Here is a 20,572-nt window from a genome sequence, read left to right as displayed (position 1 = left end):
GGTGTTATATAAATTTTTTTTAATACTTGACAAAGTAGGATTGCTACGACTATAATCATAGCATAAAGTGAAATCGATTGCAAACGATAAATTCGTTTAATTCACTAAAGTTTAACGGAATATAAATCGAATATTAGGATATCGATTGCATATTCTCGGTGAAATAGACGGGAAAGTACGAGGTAAGGGGCTATGAAGGCATTTACACATGCAAGAGTAATTGACGGCAGGGGCGGTTTTATTCCGGATGGGACAGTTGTGGTGGACGGCAGTACCATTGTGAATGTGGGGGCTGCGTCCGGGGTGGAGATTTTGGAGGGCACAGAGATCATTGACTGCGGTGGACGTACGCTGATGCCGGGACTGATGGATGCGCATACACATCTGGAGACAACCGCCTCCAATAATGTGATTAACGAAGTTGCTCAGTATAATCTTCCAACCCGCACGATGCGTTCTTACTGGAATGCGCTGGAGACGATCCGTGCCGGTATCACGACTGTGCGCGATGTGGCGGACATTGGTGACTGCGTGATCGCGGTCAGGAATGTAATCAATCAGAAACTGCTTCCCGGACCCAGGATTATCGCTTCGGGAAAGGCGATTAATCAGACGGGCGGCCATGCTTCCATGTCTACAGAGTATCAGTGGTCCAGACCGGATGCAGGTGGTTCCGGACACTGTGTAGACGGAGAAGCCGAATGCAGAAGGGCGATCCGTACGGAAGTAGCGGCAGGCGCGGACCTAATTAAGATTTATGTTACCTCCGGTTTGTACGATCCGTTCCTTGGTAAGCCCAGGGACGAGTTTTCCCAAAAGGAGATTGAGGCGCTGTGTGAGGAAGCCGCCAATTCGGGTAAAAAGGTAGCGGCTCACTGCCATACCGCGAAGTCGGCCAAATACTGTATCGAGAACGGCGTGGCTTCCATCGAACATGGAATGATGATTAATGAAGAGACTCTGGAGCTGATGAAAGCCCATGGAACATTCTGGGTGCCTACGACAATCGTTTACCAGATGATGGCAGATGGCGCAAAGTATGGTCTTGGCAGCTCAACGATTGAGAATTCGAGAAAGGCTCTGGTAAACCAGGAAAAGATGTTCCGCAAGGCTCTGGATATGGGAATTAAGATTGGCATCGGAACCGACTGCGGAGGTGTGCTGATTAACCATGGGGAGACTGCGAGAGAACTGGAGTGCTTAAACCGCTGGGGAATGACCGCCATGGATTGTATCCGGGCGGCAACTAGTGCGAATGCAGAACTGCTGGGTATTGATTCTATAACCGGTTCTGTTGAAGCGGGGAAGGAAGCGGATATTCTCATTGTAGACGGCGATCCTCTGGAGGACATCAGAATTTTACAGAACCAGGAAAAGATTCTCGTCGTTATGAGGGGCGGGGAATATTACAAGGATACGTTCAGCGGTCTGTGCTGATAATCCGGAGAGAATTGGGGTGACAAGGCAGTGGGATATGAGTACCTTCTGGAAATGAACCACATAGGAAAGGAATATTACGGAGTCCGGGTACTTAAGGATGTCAGTATCCGCCTGAAAAGAGGGCAGATATTAGCCCTGCTCGGTGAAAACGGGGCAGGCAAATCGACACTTATGAATATTCTTTTCGGAATGGACGTGATCCACTCTACCGGCGGCTTTACAGGAGACGTCCTCTTCGAAGGGAAGCCGGTGAAGATCATGAAACCCTCGGATGCTTCTGAGCTGGGAATTGGAATGGTTCATCAGGAATTTATGCTGATCGATGGGTATGAGATAGCAGAGAATATCCGCCTGAACCGGGAGATTACGAAGGGGAATCTGTTCAGCCGCATCATAAGCAGAAAGCTGGAGACGGTCGATAAGGTCTCAATGAGAGAGGATGCACGGAAGACGCTTAACTCTCTCGGACTCGAGGGGCTGAGTGAAACAGTAGCGGTAGAGAATGTGTCTGTCGGTTACAAGCAGTTTGTTGAGATCGCAAGAGAACTGAATAAAAAAAATATAAAGCTGGTCGTTCTGGATGAGCCGACAGCGGTGCTGACGGAAGGGGAGGCTAAACAGTTTCTGGACTGTGTGCGCGCAGTCGCGGATCAGGGGATCTCTTTTATCTTTATCAGCCACCGGCTGGATGAGGCTATACAGTATGCGGATACCGCAGTCGTACTGCGCAACGGAGAGCTCGTCAGCCAGTGCGATATGGAGGGCGTGACGGCGATTCAGCTGTCGGAGATGATGATTGGGCGAAAGGTGGAGCTGGTGACGAAGGAACCGAAACAGGAGTCCGAGTTACATAGCCCGGTTATTCTGTCCATGAAAAACTTTCATGTGGAGATGCCGGGAGAGCTGGTAAAAGGAATCGACCTGGAGGTGAGGGAAGGGGAAATTCTGGGAATCGGCGGTCTGGCGGGGCATGGGAAGGTAGGGATTGCCAATGGTATCATGGGGCTGTATCCCGCGTCGGGGGAGGTTCTGTACCGCGGAGAGACTCTTTCTATAGCGGATACGCTGTCAACCCTTAAGAAAAAGATTATGTTTGTATCGGAGGACCGGAGAGGCGTCGGTTTGAATCTGGACGCCTCCATAGAGATGAATACGGTAATCGCGGCTCTTCGGGTGAATCAGGAGTATTTGAGACACATCGGTTTTATGCGCTTTTATAATAAGAGGGCGGCGTCCGAATATGCAAAAAAGATGATTGAAGAGATCGATATCCGGTGTACCAGCAGCAGTCAGCCCTGCAAGCGGCTGAGCGGAGGAAACCAGCAGAAGGTATCGATTGCTAAGGCGCTGGCCATGAACCCGGAGGTGCTCTTTATCTCAGAGCCGACGAGAGGAATCGACATCGGGGCGAAGAAACTGATTCTTAATTATCTGGTGCAGCTAAACCGGGAACGCCATATGACAATCATTATGACTTCCTCGGAACTGGCTGAACTGCGTTCCGTCTGCGACCGCATTGCGATTGTCACCGAGGGAAAGCTGGCCGGCATCTTAAAGCCCAACGATGAAGAATACAAATTTGGCCTGCTTATGAGCAGTTCCGTCGAAGCTATGGAGGAACAGGGCAGGGCCAAAAAGGAAGAAAACGGAGTCAGAAAGGTACAGAAGGAGGTGAGGAATCATGCAGCAGATTAAGCGTCTGTACCAGGCAATCGGTTTTTCCAGATTTATCATCATGGTATTTCTGGCCGTCCTCGTTCTGCTTACATTTACACTGCATCTGGACAGTGGAACCATCGTTTCCGATGTGCTGGTCCGTATCGGACTTAACAGCTTCTTTGTCTTAGCTATGCTTCCTATGGTAGAGTGCGGTGTCGGCTTGAACTTTGCACTTCCGCTTGGAATTCTCTGCGGCCAGCTGGCCGGTGTACTTTCCGTGGAATGGGGAATTCAGGGGATGAAGGGAATTCTCGCGGCCTGTGTACTGGGGTCTGTATTTGCAACGGTTGTGGGCTTCTTATATGGTCTGCTCTTAAACCGGCTGCGCGGTTCTGAGATGATGGTGGGAACGTATATCAATTTTTCCATTGTCTCACTGATGTGTATGGGCTGGATGCTGTTTCCGTTCTTTACGGATCCGAGAATTAAATGGGCCATGGGAAATGGAGTGCGCAGCACGATTACCCTGGATGGATTTTACGATAAAGTATTAAACAATCTGCTGGCGTTTAAAATCGGAAATGTCACGATTCCTACGGGATTATTCCTTGTATTTGGACTGGGGTGTCTGGCATTCTGGGCATTTCAGAAGAGCAAAACCGGAGTTATGATGAAAGTCAGCGGTATGAATCCCATGTTCGGAAAGTCAATTGGAATCGATAATGACAGGATGCGGGTAATGGGTACCGTATTATCCACAATCTGCGGCGCCATAGGAATTGTGATCTACGCACAGGGAATCGGTATGTATCAGCTGTACACGGCGCCTCGCAACATGGCATTTCCGGCAATTGCGGCGATCCTGGTCGGAGGTGCGACCCTGAAGAAGGCCAATATCTGGCATGTAATCATCGGTGTTGTGCTTTACCAGGCGATCCTGACGATAGCACCGGTTGTCTCGGCACAGCTCATCGACGATGGAAGCAGCCTGTCTGAAATTGCGAGAGTCATTATCTGTAACGGAGTTATCCTTTACGCATTGACAAAGATCGATGGGAGGAAAATCTGATGAAAGCAAGAGTACGAAATGTATTGAGTGGGAATGCCGTGACGCTGTTGTTCGTCATTTTATGTATTGGAAGCATTCTCTGCTCCGGCCAGCCTCTCGGCTATATTGTGAAAGAGACAGTGGCCCGTATTTCGAGGAATGCGGTTTTAATTTTATCTCTGATTTTACCTGTCCTCTGCGGAATGGGACTGAACTTCAGTATTGTAGTGGGAGCGATGGCGGGGGAGATCGCTCTGGTGATGATCACCCACTGGAATATCGGCGGTGCGCCGGGCATGCTACTCGCGGCAGTGATTGCCATTGTTCTGGGCGGTCTGTTTGGACTGGCAGTCGGAAAACTGATGAACCGGGCTGTTGGCCAGGAGATGATTACGGGTATTATCCTGGGATATTTTTCAATCGGTCTGTTTGATCTGACTTTTTTGATCCTGCTGGGCCGTGTGATCCCGTTTCAGGATGCGGAGCTGATGCTGTCCAACGGAGTGGGCCTTAAAAACACCATTGCATTTCATGACGATGTCAAGAATTATTTGGATCATATCTGGCGTATAACGCTGGATTGGTCTCTGGTGTACGCGGCGCTTGCGGCAGTGGCAGTGTTTGCAGTCCTGGCACTGCGTAAGAAAAAGAGATGCGGCGGTACTCTTTTGGAAGCTGTAGAAGGCTGCCGTAAGTCTGCGGCGGCAGCGGTTGTGCTTACGGTATCTGCCGCGCTGGTATGGCTGATTCCGCCTCTTCATTCGGCGTGTGCAGCAACGCAGATTCCCATGGTTGTGGGAATGATCATTGCTCTGCTCTGTCTGCTAACCGCATTTATATCCAGGACAAAGATCGGACAGGATATCCGGACGACGGGGCAGAACATGGATGTTGCCATTGTCTCCGGAATCAATGTAGGACGCTGCCGTCTGTTTTCCATTACATTTTCTACGATTATAGCAGCCCTTGGTCAGGTAATTTATTTACAGAACATGGGCAACATGAATACATTCAGCAGCCATGAGCAGGTCGGACAGTATGCGATTGCCGCGCTTTTGGTTGGCGGTGCATCCATTAAAAAGGCCAGCATTGGCCATGTGTTTCTGGGAGCAGCATTGTTTCATATCCTGTTCTTTACCTCGCCGCTTGCAGGGAATCAGCTGTTTGGCGACGCACAGATCGGAGAGTATTTCCGCGTGTTTGTAGGTTATGCGGTTATCACGATCTCTTTGGTGCTGTATGGTTTGAAGCAGGCTGCAGAGAAACGCTCTAAAGAAGAAAATTAATAAAAATAATAGAAGGAATCAACATTAAGGAGGAAGATTATGTTTAAAAAAGTGATGTCAACTGTACTGGCACTTTCAATGATCCTGGGGCTGACTGCATGCGGAAGTACAGTAGGCAGCGGAACACCCGAGACGACAACTACGGCAGAGGCCGCGAAGGCGACAACGGACGAAACTCTGGAAAAGACGGCGGAGGCGGCAGAAAACGCCGGTTATAAGATTGGAATTATGACCACCACCGTATCCCAGGCAGAAGAGGAGTACCGGGTTGCAGAGGAACTGGTGGCAGAATATCCGGACACGGTTGTCCATGTGACGTTTCCGGATAACTTTGCAACAGAGATGGAGACAACCATTTCCACCGCATTATCCCTGGCATCTGATCCGGATATGAAGGCGATTATCTTTACCCAGTCTGTAAGCGGAACAGCGGCAGCGATTGATAAGATCCGTGAAGTCCGCGATGATATATTTATATGGGCTGGGCTTCCGATGGACGATAATGATGTGATTGCGCAGGCGGCAGATGTTGTATTTAACACAGACTTTTCGACCGCTGGTGTTCAGGACGCGGAAATTCTTAACGAACTCGGCGTGAAAACCGTTCTGCACTATTCCTTCCCACGCCACCTGGCGATTGCGACGAAACTGGCGTATCATGACAATTTAAAGGCGAAGTGCGAAGAACTGGGAATTACTTTCGTGGACGTAACGACACCGGATCCGACATCGGATGCGGGTACAACAGGCACACAGCAGTTTGTTCTGGAGGACGTGCCGAAAAAGCTGGATGAGTACGGTGAGATGACCGCATTCTATGGAACGAACCTCTCTCAGACAGAGCCGATTATCAAGACACTGGCAGATCGCCAGGAAGGATATTATCTGATTATAAAGGATCCGTCCCCTACATTCTATGCCAATCCTCTGGGAATCGAGATACCGGAAGAGTATGCGGGTGATTACGATTATCTGAACAAGCAGATCGTGGAAAAAGCGGCGGAGAAGAACATGACAGGTCACTTTACTGGCTGGCCGCTGTCTGTTACGAATATGTCCTTAAGAGGAGGTGTTCAGTACTGCATGGAATACCTGGACGGAAAGACCAATGGAAAGGTCGATATCGATGCCCTTCAGACTATTTTGACCGATCTTGCAGGCGAGGGAGCGAGCGTTACCCTGTATGAAAACTATGAAAATTATTTTGCAGTAACGGCACCGAACATGACCTATTAACAGTAAATTACATAGGAAAGGGAGTTGGAATCTAATGGAGCGGAAATTTGGATTCATTGGCGGCGGCAATATGTGCAGGGCGATCATCGAAGGAATGCTGAAAGCGGGAATTACAGAACCCGGAGATATCCTGGTGTCGGATAAAAACCATAGGGGCCTGGAAGCTTTGAAGGCGGAATACGGGATTGGAATAACCGATGAGAACTGTAAAACGGCAGCCTTCGCAGACATTCTGATTCTGGCAGTAAAGCCGAATGTCTGCCCGGCGGTAATTGCAGAGATCAGGGAAACGATTCGCCGTGAAAGTGTGGTCGTATCCATTGCAGCCGGATTATCCCTCCCTGTCCTGATGAAGTACTTGAAATGTGACATTCCGGTCATTCGTGTTATGCCAAATACACCAGCCATGGTGGGAGAAGGGATGGCGGCTGTCTGTTCAAATGGTCTGGTGTCCCGGGCACAGATGGAAGACGTGCTGGCGGTGTTCCGAAGCTTTGGCCGTGCGGAGGAGGTGGCGGAGAGCCTGTTTGATGTTGTCACGGCGGTTTCAGGTTCCTCTCCCGCCTATGTCTATCTTTTTATTGAGGCGATGGCGGATGCCGCGGTGGCAGGAGGTATGCCGCGGGGGCAGGCTTATACCTTCTGTGCCCAGGCGGTGACGGGCAGTGCCAGGATGGTTCTGGAGACAGGAAAGCATCCGGGAGAGCTGAAGGATATGGTATGCAGTCCGGGAGGAACAACGATTGACGCGGTTATGGAACTGGAAGAGCGGGGGATGCGCAGCGCGGTGCAGAATGCGGTAACAGTCTGTATGCGCAAGTCAAAATCTATGGGAAAGCAGCAGGAAGATGCCGTATGAGAATAGCTGTGTTAGGAGCAGGCGCCATGGGGCTGTTGTTCGGCGGTCTGCTCAGCAGGAGAAACGAAGTATGTATTTATGGACATCATGCGGAGAAAACGGATGATTTAAAGAAGAACGGAGTCCTGATTCGTGAAAAAGACGGGGCGGAAAATCATTTCTTTCCGCAGGCGGCTGTATCGGGGGAAAGCTTGGGGGAGACGCCCGATGTGGTTATGCTTTTTACTAAATCACTGGTATCCAGAGAGGTTCTGGAGCAGAACCGTGGACTGTTCGGTCCGGATACGCTTCTTTTGACACTTCAGAATGGATGCGGGCATGAGGAACTGCTGAAAGAATTTGTGGACGAATCACGTGTGGTCATCGGAACGACACGCCATAACAGCGTTTTAACAGGAAATACATCGGTTCTCCACGGAGGCGGAGGGGCTACCTGTATTGGCTTCGTACATGGCAGGAATACTTCGGTATATGCACTGGGGGAAGAAATGTCAGCGTGCGGTATAGAGACCAGTGTATCCGAAGAAATCCGGCGCCTGATCTGGGACAAGCTGTTTGTGAACACTTCTGTAAGTGTTGTATCCGGAATTTTACAGGTGCCCCAGGGCTATTTACTGGACAATGCCCATGCATGGAGCCTGGTAGAACGGCTGACAAGGGAGGCGATAGAAACAGCACGGGCAGAAGGCATTGTCTTTGAACCGGAGAAGGTGCTGGAAGGTCTCCGCAGTCTGTTGGAAGGAGCCAGGCAGGGATATCCCTCCATATACGCTGATCTTCGTGATGGAAAAAAGACGGAGGTAGAGGCCATCAGCGGTTCGGTAGTACGCTCCGGTCATAAAAACGGAGTCCCTGTTCCTTCTCATGAAATGGTCGTGGAGCTGGTTCATGCGATGGAGGGGAAAACGAATCAGACTGTTTAAAAAATAAGAAAGAGGAATGCTGCAGGGCAGATCATTGCGGATCGGTCCTGCAGCATTTTTCTTGTTTATGGTAATAAACTGATTATATGACTAGTCAACCATTCATATATTGCTTATTTATACGTGCTCAAAATCAAAGAAATATAACCAAAAACAAAGAAAATCACGGATTAGCAGCGCGATAATTTTATGGACGGGGTAAAAATGCATAAAATGAATATTAAAATAAATAAATATCTATCACAACACACAAAGATACATCGCAATTTATGCTGTGTAAAAAGCAAGATATGTAGAGAAAATCTCCTTTTGTATATGGTAGAATGAATCCATCAAAAACGTCGCAGGCTTAGAGCGAATGAGCCTGCGAACCATGATCAAAGGAGGATTTACAATGAAAAAAATGATCGCTGGGTTATTGTGCGGCTGTATGATCGCGGCTTCCTTAACGGGCTGTGGAAAAGCGCCTGCTTCCGATGGTGGTGCGACAGAAAAGGCTGCCAGTGAGGAGACAGAAAAAGCAGCAGATAAAAACGAAGCTTCTTCCGATTCCAAGGTAATTAATGTCTGGTCGTTTACCGATGAAGTACCTAAGATGATTGAAAAGTACAAAGAACTGCACCCGGATTTTGATTATGAGATTAAAACAACGATTATTGCAACTACCGATGGCGCGTACCAGCCGGCTCTGGATCAGGCGCTGGCAGCAGGCGGCAGCGATGCGCCGGATATCTACTGTGCGGAAGCTGCATTTGTTCTGAAATATACGCAGGGTGATGCCAGCCGTTACGCCGCACCATATGAAGATCTGGGAATTGACGCGGACGGTAAGATCAAATCCTCTGAGATCGCACAGTATGCGGTCGATATCGGAACGAATCCTGACGGTAAAGTGGTGGCGCTGGGCTACCAGGCAACCGGCGGAGCGTTTATCTATCGTCGTTCCATTGCCAAGGATACCTGGGGAACTGACGATCCGAAGGAAATTGGTGCAAAGCTTGGCGCAGGCACCAACGACTGGACACAATTCTTTAACGCGGCAGAAGAGTTAAAGGGCAAGGGCTACGGCATTGTATCCGGCGACGGAGATATCTGGCACGCAGTGGAAAACAGCTCGGACAAAGGCTGGATTGTGGACGGTAAATTAAACATCGATCCAAAACGAGAGGCTTTCCTGGATTTATCCAAACAGTTAAAGGACAACGGCTATCACAATGACACGCAGGACTGGCAGGATGCATGGTTTGCCGATATGAAGGGAGAAGGCGCTAAACCGATTCTCGGCTTCTTCGGACCGGCCTGGCTGATCAACTACACCATGGCGCCAAACTGCGGCGGAACTGCAGTTGGCGAAGGAACATTTGGTGACTGGGCTGTCTGTGATTCCCCAATCGGCTTTTTCTGGGGCGGCACCTGGGTACTGGCTAATAAGGATACCAAAGTAAAAGACGCGGTTGCGGATATCATTGACTGGATCACTCTGGATGACGCAGAAGACAGTCTTCAGTATATGTGGGCAAATGGAACCATGAATGACGCAGGTACGAAGGATGCGGTTGCTTCCGGTGCGGTTATGAGCAAATCGGACGGCTCCGTAGATTTCTTAGGCGGTCAGAATATGTTTGATGTCTTCGTTCCGGCCAACAAGTACGCCAATGGTACAAACTTAACCCAGTACGATGAGACCATCAACAACTACTGGCGCGGCCAGGTGCGTGAATACACTGCCGGTAATAAGAGCAGAGAGCAGGCGCTCACGGACTTTAAACAGCAGGTAGCCGATAATCTTGACATCATCGTGGAGTAAGTACCAGAGACAGAACATCAGCAAGGGGAGGACGGCAGTTTCTGTCCTCCCCCATTTTACAGGGAGGTTATAACTATGAAACGCAAACGATTGAGATATGCGAAATGGGGATACATATTCTGTGCTCCGTTTGTACTTGGATTTCTGATCTTTTCCCTGTATCCCATTATCTTTACCGGGGTGATCGGGTTTACGGATTTTAAGGGAATGGGCGCCGTGGATTTTAATTTCCTGGAGGACCCGTTTCAGAACTTTAAAACAGTGCTTTCCAATCCGTCATTTAAGAAGGCGTTCAGCAACACCATCCATATATGGCTGTTCAACTTCGTTCCCCAGATTGGTCTGGCGCTCCTGCTGACTGCGTGGTTTACCGACAAGCGGTATCATATTAAGGGGGAAGGGTTGTTTAAGGTGCTGTTTTACATGCCGAATATCATCACGGCTGCAACTATCGCAATCCTGTTTAATGCTCTGCTGGGATATCCTATGGGACCGGTCAACGATATTTTTATGCGCCTGGGAATTTCAAAGGAGCCCATCAACTTTCTGGTTGACAAGTCGGTGGCCCGCGGAACGGTGGAATTTATCCAGTTCTGGATGTGGTATGGCTACACGATGATTATTCTGATCTCCGGCGTCATGGGAATCAATCCGGAGCTTTTTGAATCCGCAGAGGTGGATGGAGCAAACCGGATTCAGACATTTTTTTATATTACCATTCCGAATTTAAAGACCATTCTGCTGTTCACGCTGGTTACCAGCTTAATCGGCGGTCTGCAGATGTTCGATATTCCGAAACTGTTTTTAATGGGCGGGCCGGATAATGCCACGCTTACTACCAGTGTCTTTATCTATAATCAGGCGTTCAGCGGCAGTTACATGTACAACCGCGCCGCCGCAGCCAGCATGATTATGTTTGTAATCATCTGCGCAGCTTCAGCTGTCCTGTTTTTCCTGATGCGGGATAAGGATGAGGTGCTTCTGAATAAGCAGATGCGCAGACAGGAGCGGGAATACAGAAAAGCGTTAAAAGAAGGGAGGAAAAGCTGATGAAATATAAGAAGCGTACTTCGACTGCGTTAAAAATCGTCATTTACGTTGTCTGCATCTGCCTTGCCATACTGAGCATCCTTCCTTTCTGGATCATGATCGTCAATGCTACGCGTTCTACGACACAGATCCAGCAGCATGCCATCTCGATGATTCCTTCCGGCTATATGATGCGCAACCTGTCCATTCTGCTGGGCAAGAGCTTCAACCCGATGGTGGGATTTATGAACTCGCTGATCATCTCGGCATTTTCTACGGGCTGCGCAGTGTATTTTTCCACCATGACTGCCTACGGGCTGGTGGTGTATGACTGGCGTCTGCGCAGACCATTTTTCAGCTTTATCATGGCGGTTATGATGATTCCGGCCCAGGTGACGATGATCGGTTTTTACCAGATGGTATACCGGATCCACATGACAAATCAGCTGTCAATGCTGATTCTGCCCGCAATCGCTTCCCCGGCTATGGTATTTTTTATGAGGCAGTATATGCTGCCGTCGCTGTCCCTGGAAATCGTGCAGGCGGCCCGGATCGACGGGGCGGGAGAGTTCTACATCTTTAATAAGATCGCCATGCCGATCATGAAACCGGCGATTGCCACACAGGCCATATTCAGCTTTGTATCCAGCTGGAACAATTTGTTCACACCGCTGGTGCTCCTCACGAACAAAGACAAATACACAATGCCGATTATGGTAAGCCTTCTTCGGGGCGATATTTACAAGACGGAATATGGCTCTGTCTATCTGGGCCTGGCCCTTACGGTGCTTCCGCTGATCATCGTGTATTTACTCCTGTCAAAATACATCATTGCCGGCGTCGCCCTGGGCGGAGTGAAGGGATAAGGCAGTGACTAAATGACCGGGGATAAAAGCGCGGGCCAGAGCGTGTCTGAAGACACGCTCTAGAAGACCGGAACATTCCCTGGCACGTCCTCGATGAATTTCGTGCGGTATTCACTGGGACTGTAATTCGTATACTTCTTAAAGCATCGTGTAAATGACGTTGAGTTGTTAAATCCCGTCTGAAATGCGATAGACGTGATCGAGGCGCCGGTCGTCAGGAGCGTCTGGGCCGCCTGGATCCGTTTGCGGCTTAAATAGTCGTAAAAGGTTGAGTTCGTGTGCTGTTTGAACAGCCTGGTGAAGTGATATTTAGAAAACCCTGTATAATCGGCCATCTTCTCCAGCGTCAGCTGTTCGCCGTAGTGATCGTTGATGTAGGCCAGCAAGCTGTTGAATTTCTGGTAATAATCGTAACTCTTCTCGGCGGTATTATCTGTGCCGGCGAAAAGTGTGTCGTAATGTTCCCGGCCGATCGTGGTCAGAATATCGATTAAATTGGCATAAATCGAGTATTCCCGAAAGGTGACGCCGGGAGAGAAATAGAGATTGCTGATCTCCATAAGCCTGGAATAGATATGTTCGTAGATTCCCGTGTTCGTCCGTTTCGTCAGAAGGCAGGGGTCCAGCAGCACCGGCTCTAAGGCGCTGTAATCGTGGAAACTGGTCAAAGGGTCCATGTTGAACATAAAAAAGAAGCGCTCGCCCCAGTCCGGCTTTATGATCTCATGAAGAGTGAGCCCGGGAATAAAGAGGATATCGCCCGGCTCTAAATGGTACGTATTGTTGTTTACGATGATGGTGTATACGTTCTCGATCGGAACGAGAATCTCGATGGCACTGTGCTGGTGCAGGGCATACCCCTCATTCTGGACATTGTGCCAGATGCGGATATTGGAATTTAAGTAGTAATCTACTTTTTCCACGTATCCTTCCAACTCCCTGCCGTGGTATTCATCCGGCAGTGTATAGTTTAAACGGCTCATACTGCGTCCTCCTTTCACTGGAAACGGTGAAATCATGATGCAATTATACCGCAGCCATGCAGGCTTGAAAAGAAAAATATGGTATAGCTTTACCAGGATAAGAATTTTGAATAAAGATAATTTGGAGGAACCTATGGACAGACAGAAAGCAAGGCAGAAAGCAGTGGAACTGGTGGAACAGATGACGGTGGAGGAGATGGCCTCCCAGATGCGCTACGACGCGCCCGCGATACCGAGGCTGCAGATATCGGCCTACAACTGGTGGAACGAGGGGCTGCACGGCGTGGCAAGAGGCGGTACCGCTACCGTGTTTCCACAGGCAATAGGGCTGGCGGCCATGTTTGACGAGGAGACGATTCGCAGTGTGGCAGATGTCGTATCGACGGAAGGCAGGGCAAAATACAATGAATTTCAGAAGGAAGGCGACACGGACATCTATAAGGGACTGACCTACTGGACTCCGAATGTGAATATTTTCCGGGATCCCAGATGGGGCAGAGGCCATGAGACCTACGGAGAGGACCCGTATCTGACTTCCCGCCTTGGCGTTGCTTTCGTAAAGGGCCTTCAGGGAGAGGGGGAACACTTAAAGACAGCCGCCTGTGCGAAGCATTTTGCCGTGCATTCCGGGCCGGAGGCGGTTCGCCATGAATTTAACGCCACCACAACGAAACGGGATTTATGGGAAACGTATCTGCCCGCATTTGAGGCCTGTGTGCAGGAAGGCGGCGTGGAATCCGTTATGGGAGCCTACAACTGCTATGAGGGAGAGCCGTGCTGTGCCAGTACACTGCTGATTGAGGAGATTCTCCGTGGAAAATGGGGCTTTGAGGGCCATTTCGTATCGGACTGCTGGGCTATCCGTGACTTCCACCAGAGCCACATGGTGACGGACAATGCAGAGGAATCGGCTGCTCTGGCAGTCTCAAAGGGCTGTGATTTAAACTGTGGAAATACGTACCTATACGTACTGAAGGCGTATGAGAAAGGGATGATTACGGAGGCGGAGATTAAACAGGCCGTTATAAGACTGTTTACGACCCGGTACCTGCTGGGCATGGGCGAGACGACAGAATACGATGAAATTCCGTACGAGACAGTGGAATGTGAAGAGCACCGCAGGCTGGCAGTGGAGGCGGCTGAGAAGAGCATGGTATTACTGAAAAATGACGGAATACTGCCTCTGAATCCAAATTCTGTAAAAAAGATCGCGGTGATCGGTCCCAACGCGGACAGCCGGATTGCGCTGATCGGAAATTACCACGGAACCTCGTCCCACTATACGACGATCCTGGAAGGAATTCAGAATGAAGCGGCGGAGGGAACCACGGTGCTGTACGCCCAGGGCTGCCATCTCTTTGAGGACCGGGTGGAACATTTAGGACTTCCGGGAGACCGGCTGTCGGAGGCGAGAATCGCCGCGAGGCACAGCGATGTGGTGATTCTCTGCGTCGGGCTGGACGAAACGCTGGAGGGCGAGGAGGGCGATACCGGCAACAGCTATTCCTCCGGGGACAAAGAGGGACTGGAGCTTCCGGCCTCTCAGCGCAGGCTGATGGAAGAAGTTCTGGCCCAGGACAAACCGGTGATCGTCTGCAATATGACGGGAAGCGCCATCGACTTATCGCTGGCCCAGGAAAAGGCCAAAGCGGTGATTCAGGCCTGGTATCCGGGAGCGGAAGGCGGCACGGCGTTTGCACGTCTGATCTTCGGCAAGAGCGCTCCGGGAGGAAAACTTCCTGTGACTTTTTATAAGGACTTATCCGCTTTGCCGGCGTTTGAGGATTATTCCATGGAGGGCAGAACGTACCGTTACATCCGGGAAGAGCCGCTGTATCCGTTTGGTTTTGGATTAACCTACGGGAAGACGGAGCTGTCAGACGGAGCGGTGGACGGAAAGAAAGCGTATGTCACAGCGCGTAACACCGGAGACCGGCGTGCGTGTGAGGTGATCGAAGTCTATGTCAATCCCGTGGATTCGCCGGACCGGGCAGAGCACTGGAGTCTGTGCGGTTTTCAGCGGGTAGATCTGGAACCGGGAGAAGAAAAGCGGGTGGAGCTGGATCTGGGAGCCCATACGTATGAGTGCGTAAACGCCGAAGGCGAATATGTGGAAAATGCGTCAGTCTATGAATTCAGTATCGGAACGAGCCAGCCGGATGCCAGGAGCAGACAGTTAGGAGCGGCGGAGCCGGTTACTGTGGTCTGCCGAAGCGGGGAGTAAGACGGGGGATTTGTGAGGAAAGATACGCGGACTTTTGCATAGGGTATCAGGGAAAAGGGAGAGCGGGCCGCTCTCCCTTTTCCGGCCAGGCTGTGAATAAGTCCGCTGTGTACTGGCTCCACGCCTCCGTTTCCTCGATACTCTACGTAAAAGTCCGCGTATCCTCAACCACAAAACCTGTGTGATTTCTGCATCTTATTCTGTCACAAGCTGATCCAGGGATTTAAATGTATATCCCATCTCTTCCCATTTTGTCAGAAGTTCATCAAGAATCTGGGCGTTGGTGCTGGAGGTGCTGTGGAGGAGGACGACGGCGCCGGGGTGGATGCGTCCCAGAAGTTTTTTGAAGGCTTCCTCTTTGGACGGCTGTTTATCCTGGTACCAGTCTACATAGGCGAGGCTCCAGAAAAATGTGCTGTATCCCATGTCTTTTGCCATCTGCAAATTGGTTTCACTGTATTTTCCCTGGGGCGGACGATAGTATTTTTTCATGGTCTGCCCGGTGGTCTCAGTAAACAGCTTCTCTAAATCTCCCAGCTCTTTCTCAAACGCTTCCTTGGATGATATTTTTGACATATCGGGGTGGTGGTACGTGTGATTGCCTACGATATGGCCTTCCGCCACCATACGCTTCACGAGATCCGGTGCGGTCTCTATGTAGTTTCCAACCACAAAAAAGGTGGCCGGTGCATTGTGCTTCTTTAACGCGTCCAGAATCGCAGGGGTGTTGCCGTTCTCGTAGCCTGCGTCAAACGTTAAATAGAGCACTTTTTCTGGCGTGTTTTCTGCATAGTATGCGTTGAATTTCTTTAGGTAATCGGCGGTAGCATTGGCCACCGGGGGCTGCCCCTCCTGCTGGAAGCTTAAGCCCCAGTTCCCATCAGCCGCCGTTTCTACCGCCTGTTTTCCATCCGTCATCATGGCGCCGAATCGGCCGGCCATAAAAGCCAGGGCAAATAAAAGCAGCACCTTTACCAGACGGAAGAGTTGTTTTTTCTTATCCATAGCATCACCTGAGTCCGTTTGGTTTAATATATTGGGGAATAGTCTGTCTCTATTCGCATATTAAGGTTTTATTTCTGCGGCGGAACGAAAACTCCGAAATTCCGGCTAAAGCTATTGACGAAAGCAGTTTTAATAATTCTGTAAGTTTATCCTGGTTGACAGATGTGTGATGGGATGATATAGTGTATATATAAACTATATACAATAATTACAATGAATGCGGGATGCGGATAACAGATTTGGAGGTGGTGCAGTGAATATCATCATCAGCAATTCCAGCGGTAAACCAATATATGAGCAGATCACATCTCAGATAAAGAATCTGATTATCAGCGGCCATCTGAAGGCGGGGGACGCCCTGCCCAGTATGAGAACTCTGGCTAAGGATCTGCGGATCAGCGTTATTACGACGAAGAGGGCGTATAACGATCTGGAGCAGGAAGGGTTTATAGAGACGATAACCGGAAAAGGCAGCTTCGTGGCGGCAAGAAACACAGAGGTGATCCGGGAAGGAAACTTAAGGATCGCGGAAGAGTATTTGACGAAGGCCGTGGACATTGCCAGGAGAAGCGGCATTTCCTGTGAAGAACTGTGCGATGTATTAAAGATGCTCTATGACGGAGAGTGAGGGAATAATTATGGAATATGCGGTCAGAATACAAAATTTAAGCAAGCAGTATCCGGATTTTTCATTAAATAACATCAGCCTGGATATTCCCAAGGGAAGCATAATGGGGCTGATTGGGGAAAACGGATCCGGAAAATCCACCACAATCAAGGCCATGCTGGATATTGTGAAGCGTGACACAGGTGAAGTCGAGATTCTGGGCATGGATATCAGAGAGCGGGAGCAGGACATTAAAGAGGAGATCGGCGCGGTCTTCAGTGAAAGCCAGTTCCATGAATTCCTCAACGCCGTTCAGATATCGGGAATTATGAAAAGAATCTATAAAAACTGGGATGAGGAGCTGTTTTCCTCCTATCTTTCCAGATTCGCTCTTCCGGAGAAGAAAAAGGTTAAGGAATATTCAAGAGGAATGACCATGAAGCTGGCGATCGCGGCTGCTCTGAGCCATCATCCGAAGCTTTTGATTCTGGATGAGGCGACCAGCGGATTAGACCCGGTGGCACGGGATGAGATTCTCGATCTATTCTTTGAATTTATTGAGGATGGAGAACATTCCGTGCTGATTGCCTCCCACATAACGAGTGACCTCGACAAGGTTGCGGATTATATTACAATGATCCACAATGGAAGCATCCTGTTCTCCGAGGAGAAAGATCAGCTTCTGGAGGATATGGGAATTCTGCGATGCGGGGAAGAAGCGTTAGCCGGGCTGTCTGGTGTCCGCATCGTGGGCGTCAGGCGGAATCCTTATGGAGTGGAAGCACTGATTCATGGGAGAGATATTGTGAAAAGAAGATATCCGGAGCTTGTGGTAGACCGGACGAACATCGAGGAAATCATGCTGTATTCTGTGAGGAGGGATAGAAAATGACAGGATTACTGATCAAAGATTTGTATATCATGCGCCAGAGTATTAAGTCAATGCTGTTTATCCTTGTGGTGTGGTCAGTCGTTTTTCTGGGAGGTAAAAAGACGGGAATGTTCCTGATTCCCATGTTTATCATGATAGCTGGAATGAATGTACTGAATCTGTTTTCCTACGACAGGCAGACAAAGTGGGAGACGTATGCTCTGACTATGCCGATTCCGCGCTGGAAGATGGTACTGGAGAAGTATCTTTACTCGGTCTGCATTGCAGCTTTCTTTGGGATTATAGCAGTGGCGGCTGTGGCCGCCGCGACAGCCATAAAAGGCATGGTAATGGGACCGGAATTTCTGTTTGAGCTGCTGATTAACTGGCTGACCGGCGTTGCCCTGGCATTCTTTTATAATTCGATCTCCATCCCGCTCACGTACTGGCTGGGTGTGGAGAAGGCCAGAATGATTCCCAGCGTTTTAATTGGAGTGGCAGTCTTTTTGATCGTAGCGCTTGCGTCGGCGTATGGGGATGATATTGCTGTAAGTGACAGCACAGTGACTTTCGTCATCATCGCGGGAGCTCTGGGAACCGTTGTGATGATGGTGCTCTCGTACTTTATCAGCGTGTCGGTCTATAATAAAAAGGAGTTTTGAGTTGACTCCATCCCCATATGGTTTCTGTTTTCGGAACCATGAAAATCACTGCCGGCAGTCGTAAACAGTCCGTATTCAGCGGCGAGTCGGTTTAAAAAGCTTTTTTCAGAGTCGGAGAATGCGGGATATTCAGTTTCTATGCCGTCGATTCCCAGGAGCGCCAGCTCCTTCAGCAGGATGGACACCTCCTGTGCATGGAGGGACTGTTTCTGAAAATGGTGGTAGCAGTTATAGGGATGGGCCCAGACTGCTTTTCCTCCCGCGTGGTGGAGGGCTGCGATGCCGTCTTCCACGGTGATATTGGCCTCTGTCAGGGCTTTCGCATAGGAATCGATCAGCCCCGCGGCCTCCGCGCTGACCGCAGGGTAAGCTGCCCTGACGTGAGCCATCACATCTCGAAGCTGAAGGACATTTCCGCAGCTCATGGGGACATCCGGGATACGGATTGGATATCCTGACGCGGTTACAGCCTCTGCCAGCTCCTGGTAGACGGCTTCTGTCCGCTCTTTCCGGGCGGAGAGCAGCGCGCACAGCATCGGATCGGTCTCATCGAACCCGTAACCAAGCAGGTGAATAGACTGGGAAATGGGGAGAATTCCCCAGAGATGTTCCGCACACGTAATTTCCGTGCCGGTAACGTAGCGGATACGGCCCAGGCAGCGCTGTCTGGCTCTGCCGATGCCCGATAGTGTGTCATGATCCGTGATCGCCATGGCGAGAATTCCGCAGTTTACTGCCATGTCAACGACAGCTTCCACTTCGCAGATTCCGTCTGAACACAGCGTATGCATATGATAATCAACTTTCATAAAGCCTCCTGAAATAAAACAAATTCTCTGGTCTATGACGATGAATCCCCCCACCTGTAAAGATGGAGGGATTTTTTTCATAAATGTAACGGGTCTTCTTTTACTCGATTGTCGTACCGGCCTTGCCTGCCAGACTCGCCTTCGCCTTGGAAAGAGAGGTGATGATGGCGCTGCGTCCCTTGCCGTGCGTGACGAAGTCCACGGACGCCTCGATCTTCGGCAGCATGGAGGCAAATTCAAACTGTCCTTCATTGATATAGCTCTCAGCCTCTTCGATGCTCATGTGTGAGATCGGACGTTCATCCGGCGTGCCGTAATTAATGGTGACGTTGTCGACACTGGTCAAGATCATGAGGACATCGGCGTCGATCTCTTTGGCTAAAAGTCCCGCCGCCCTGTCTTTTTCAATGACCGCGCTGGCGCCCTTTAAGTTATAGCCCTGTTCCATAACCGGAATTCCGCCGCCGCCGCAGGCGATGACGATCTGATCCGCATCCATGACAGCCTTGATCACGTCGATCTCCACGATAGAAACCGGCTTCGGTGACGCGATCACTCGGCGGAATCCCTTTCCGGGGATTTCTTCCACGTAATTTCCCTTTTCTTCCTCTTCCTTTGCCTCTCCGGCTGTCATGAAGCGGCCGACCGGCTTCATGGGTGTATAGAAGGAGTTGTCGTATGGATCTACCATCATCTGGGTGAGGATTGTGGCTACTGGTTTATAGATACCGCGTTTTACCAGTTCTGCGCGGATTCCATTCTGTAAATCATATCCGATATATCCCTGGCTCATGGCTGAGCAGACGGACATGGGAGCAGAGGTATAACCGTCATGCTGTTTTCCGAATTCATTCATAGCCGTGTGAATCATTCCGACCTGCGGAGCGTTGCTGTGCGTTAAAGCAACCTGCCATCCGGCCTGGATAAAATCCGCGATTACTTTCGCCGTTTCAGTCACCGCTTCTTTCTGTTCCGGAAGATTTGTTCCCAGGGCATTGTGACCCAATGCCATAACAATACGTTTCTTTGCCATATCAGTTACCTCTCAGTTCGATGTAATTTAATCAAAAAAGTATAAGGATATTATATTATCTGGACACAGAAAAAGCAACCAGTTCTTATTTTCGCACAGGATTTGAGCCGGGCTGCATCACTGTTTACAGCCCGGGAGTTTGACACCCCCAATCTAAAAAAAACACCGCTAAGCCGCTACTGGCTTATATTTTTTTGTCAAATTTTTTGTTTTTATATATAGGCT

At 49.8% G+C, this 20,572-nt stretch carries 18 protein-coding genes; 14 read left to right on the top strand and 4 right to left on the bottom strand.

Annotated features, from left to right (window positions below):
* The first annotated feature begins 192 nt into the window (after window positions 1-192).
* The 10 genes from DFR60_RS28465 (at window position 193) to DFR60_RS28420 (ending at window position 12,153) form a co-directional block, all read left to right on the top strand.
* Window positions 193-1,437 (top strand): metal-dependent hydrolase family protein, encoded by a 1,245-nt coding sequence (locus DFR60_RS28465; protein WP_110326449.1) that lies wholly within the window; start codon window positions 193-195, stop codon window positions 1,435-1,437.
* A gap of 30 nt (window positions 1,438-1,467) precedes the next feature.
* On the top strand, window positions 1,468-3,135 hold the full coding sequence (locus DFR60_RS28460; RefSeq protein ID WP_110326447.1) for a sugar ABC transporter ATP-binding protein: 1,668 nt from the start codon (window positions 1,468-1,470) through the stop codon (window positions 3,133-3,135).
* Entirely contained in the window at window positions 3,122-4,168 is a 1,047-nt protein-coding gene (locus tag DFR60_RS28455) for an ABC transporter permease subunit (protein WP_110326445.1), read from the top strand. Before DFR60_RS28460 ends, DFR60_RS28455 begins: the two co-directional genes overlap by 14 nt.
* A complete protein-coding gene (locus DFR60_RS28450) occupies window positions 4,168-5,433 on the top strand; it encodes an ABC transporter permease subunit (protein ID WP_110326443.1) in 1,266 nt (421 codons plus the stop codon). Before DFR60_RS28455 ends, DFR60_RS28450 begins: the two co-directional genes overlap by 1 nt.
* A gap of 39 nt (window positions 5,434-5,472) precedes the next feature.
* Window positions 5,473-6,669 carry a DUF3798 domain-containing protein gene (locus DFR60_RS28445; protein ID WP_110326441.1) on the top strand — a complete coding sequence of 399 codons (1,197 nt, stop codon included), beginning with the start codon at window positions 5,473-5,475 and terminating at the stop codon, window positions 6,667-6,669.
* Window positions 6,670-6,703: 34 nt separating this feature from the next.
* Entirely contained in the window at window positions 6,704-7,528 is an 825-nt protein-coding gene (gene proC / locus DFR60_RS28440) for a pyrroline-5-carboxylate reductase (protein ID WP_110326439.1), read from the top strand.
* A complete protein-coding gene (locus tag DFR60_RS28435) occupies window positions 7,525-8,451 on the top strand; it encodes a ketopantoate reductase family protein (RefSeq protein ID WP_110326437.1) in 927 nt (308 codons plus the stop codon). The genes proC and DFR60_RS28435 overlap by 4 nt, the downstream gene beginning before the upstream one ends.
* Window positions 8,452-8,845: 394 nt before the next feature.
* Window positions 8,846-10,258, top strand: a complete 1,413-nt coding sequence (locus tag DFR60_RS28430; RefSeq protein ID WP_110326435.1) for an ABC transporter substrate-binding protein — start codon at window positions 8,846-8,848, stop codon at window positions 10,256-10,258.
* Window positions 10,259-10,333: 75 nt separating this feature from the next.
* The gene (locus tag DFR60_RS28425) at window positions 10,334-11,308 is read left to right on the top strand and encodes a carbohydrate ABC transporter permease (protein WP_110326433.1); all 975 of its coding nucleotides are present in this window, start codon (window positions 10,334-10,336) and stop codon (window positions 11,306-11,308) included.
* A complete protein-coding gene (locus tag DFR60_RS28420; protein ID WP_002600550.1) occupies window positions 11,308-12,153 on the top strand; it encodes a carbohydrate ABC transporter permease in 846 nt (281 codons plus the stop codon). The genes DFR60_RS28425 and DFR60_RS28420 overlap by 1 nt, the downstream gene beginning before the upstream one ends.
* A gap of 59 nt (window positions 12,154-12,212) precedes the next feature.
* Here DFR60_RS28420 and DFR60_RS28415 read toward each other — a convergent pair whose 3' ends face one another.
* The gene (locus DFR60_RS28415; protein ID WP_110326431.1) at window positions 12,213-13,136 is read right to left on the bottom strand and encodes an AraC family transcriptional regulator; all 924 of its coding nucleotides are present in this window, start codon (window positions 13,134-13,136) and stop codon (window positions 12,213-12,215) included.
* Between the two features lie 133 nt (window positions 13,137-13,269).
* On the opposite strand from DFR60_RS28415, the gene DFR60_RS28410 reads away from it, so the two are divergent.
* On the top strand, window positions 13,270-15,360 hold the full coding sequence (locus DFR60_RS28410) for a glycoside hydrolase family 3 protein (protein WP_110326429.1): 2,091 nt from the start codon (window positions 13,270-13,272) through the stop codon (window positions 15,358-15,360).
* A 195-nt stretch (window positions 15,361-15,555) separates the two neighbouring features.
* Here the strand turns inward: DFR60_RS28410 and pdaA are convergent, their stop codons facing one another.
* On the bottom strand, window positions 15,556-16,365 hold the full coding sequence (gene pdaA, locus DFR60_RS28405) for a delta-lactam-biosynthetic de-N-acetylase (protein ID WP_110326427.1): 810 nt from the start codon (window positions 16,363-16,365) through the stop codon (window positions 15,556-15,558).
* A gap of 253 nt (window positions 16,366-16,618) precedes the next feature.
* Between pdaA and DFR60_RS28400 the strand changes: the two genes are divergently transcribed.
* Genes DFR60_RS28400 through DFR60_RS28390 form a run of 3 tightly spaced genes read left to right on the top strand, consistent with a single transcriptional unit; the run spans window position 16,619 to window position 18,505 of the window.
* Window positions 16,619-16,993: a GntR family transcriptional regulator gene (locus tag DFR60_RS28400; protein WP_002600546.1), complete on the top strand. Its 375-nt coding sequence runs from the start codon at window positions 16,619-16,621 to the stop codon at window positions 16,991-16,993.
* 10 nt (window positions 16,994-17,003) lie between these two features.
* A complete protein-coding gene (locus DFR60_RS28395) occupies window positions 17,004-17,864 on the top strand; it encodes an ABC transporter ATP-binding protein (RefSeq protein ID WP_110326509.1) in 861 nt (286 codons plus the stop codon).
* On the top strand, window positions 17,861-18,505 hold the full coding sequence (locus DFR60_RS28390; RefSeq protein WP_110326425.1) for an ABC-2 transporter permease: 645 nt from the start codon (window positions 17,861-17,863) through the stop codon (window positions 18,503-18,505). Before DFR60_RS28395 ends, DFR60_RS28390 begins: the two co-directional genes overlap by 4 nt.
* Here the strand turns inward: DFR60_RS28390 and DFR60_RS28385 are convergent.
* Together DFR60_RS28385 and arcC are read right to left on the bottom strand one after the other, a co-directional pair.
* Window positions 18,484-19,314: a PHP domain-containing protein gene (locus DFR60_RS28385; protein WP_110326423.1), complete on the bottom strand. Its 831-nt coding sequence runs from the start codon at window positions 19,312-19,314 to the stop codon at window positions 18,484-18,486. The two genes, DFR60_RS28390 and DFR60_RS28385, sit on opposite strands and share 22 nt — an antisense overlap.
* A gap of 100 nt (window positions 19,315-19,414) precedes the next feature.
* Window positions 19,415-20,347, bottom strand: coding sequence for a carbamate kinase (gene arcC / locus DFR60_RS28380; RefSeq protein WP_110326421.1), 933 nt, complete (start codon window positions 20,345-20,347; stop codon window positions 19,415-19,417).
* Window positions 20,348-20,572 lie beyond the last annotated feature (225 nt).

The sequence above is a fragment of the Hungatella effluvii genome (genome assembly GCF_003201875.1).
Classification (GTDB): Bacteria; Bacillota; Clostridia; order Lachnospirales; family Lachnospiraceae; genus Hungatella; species Hungatella effluvii.
Note: the sequence above shows the minus strand (reverse complement) of the source record. Positions and strands in the feature narration are given on the sequence as shown.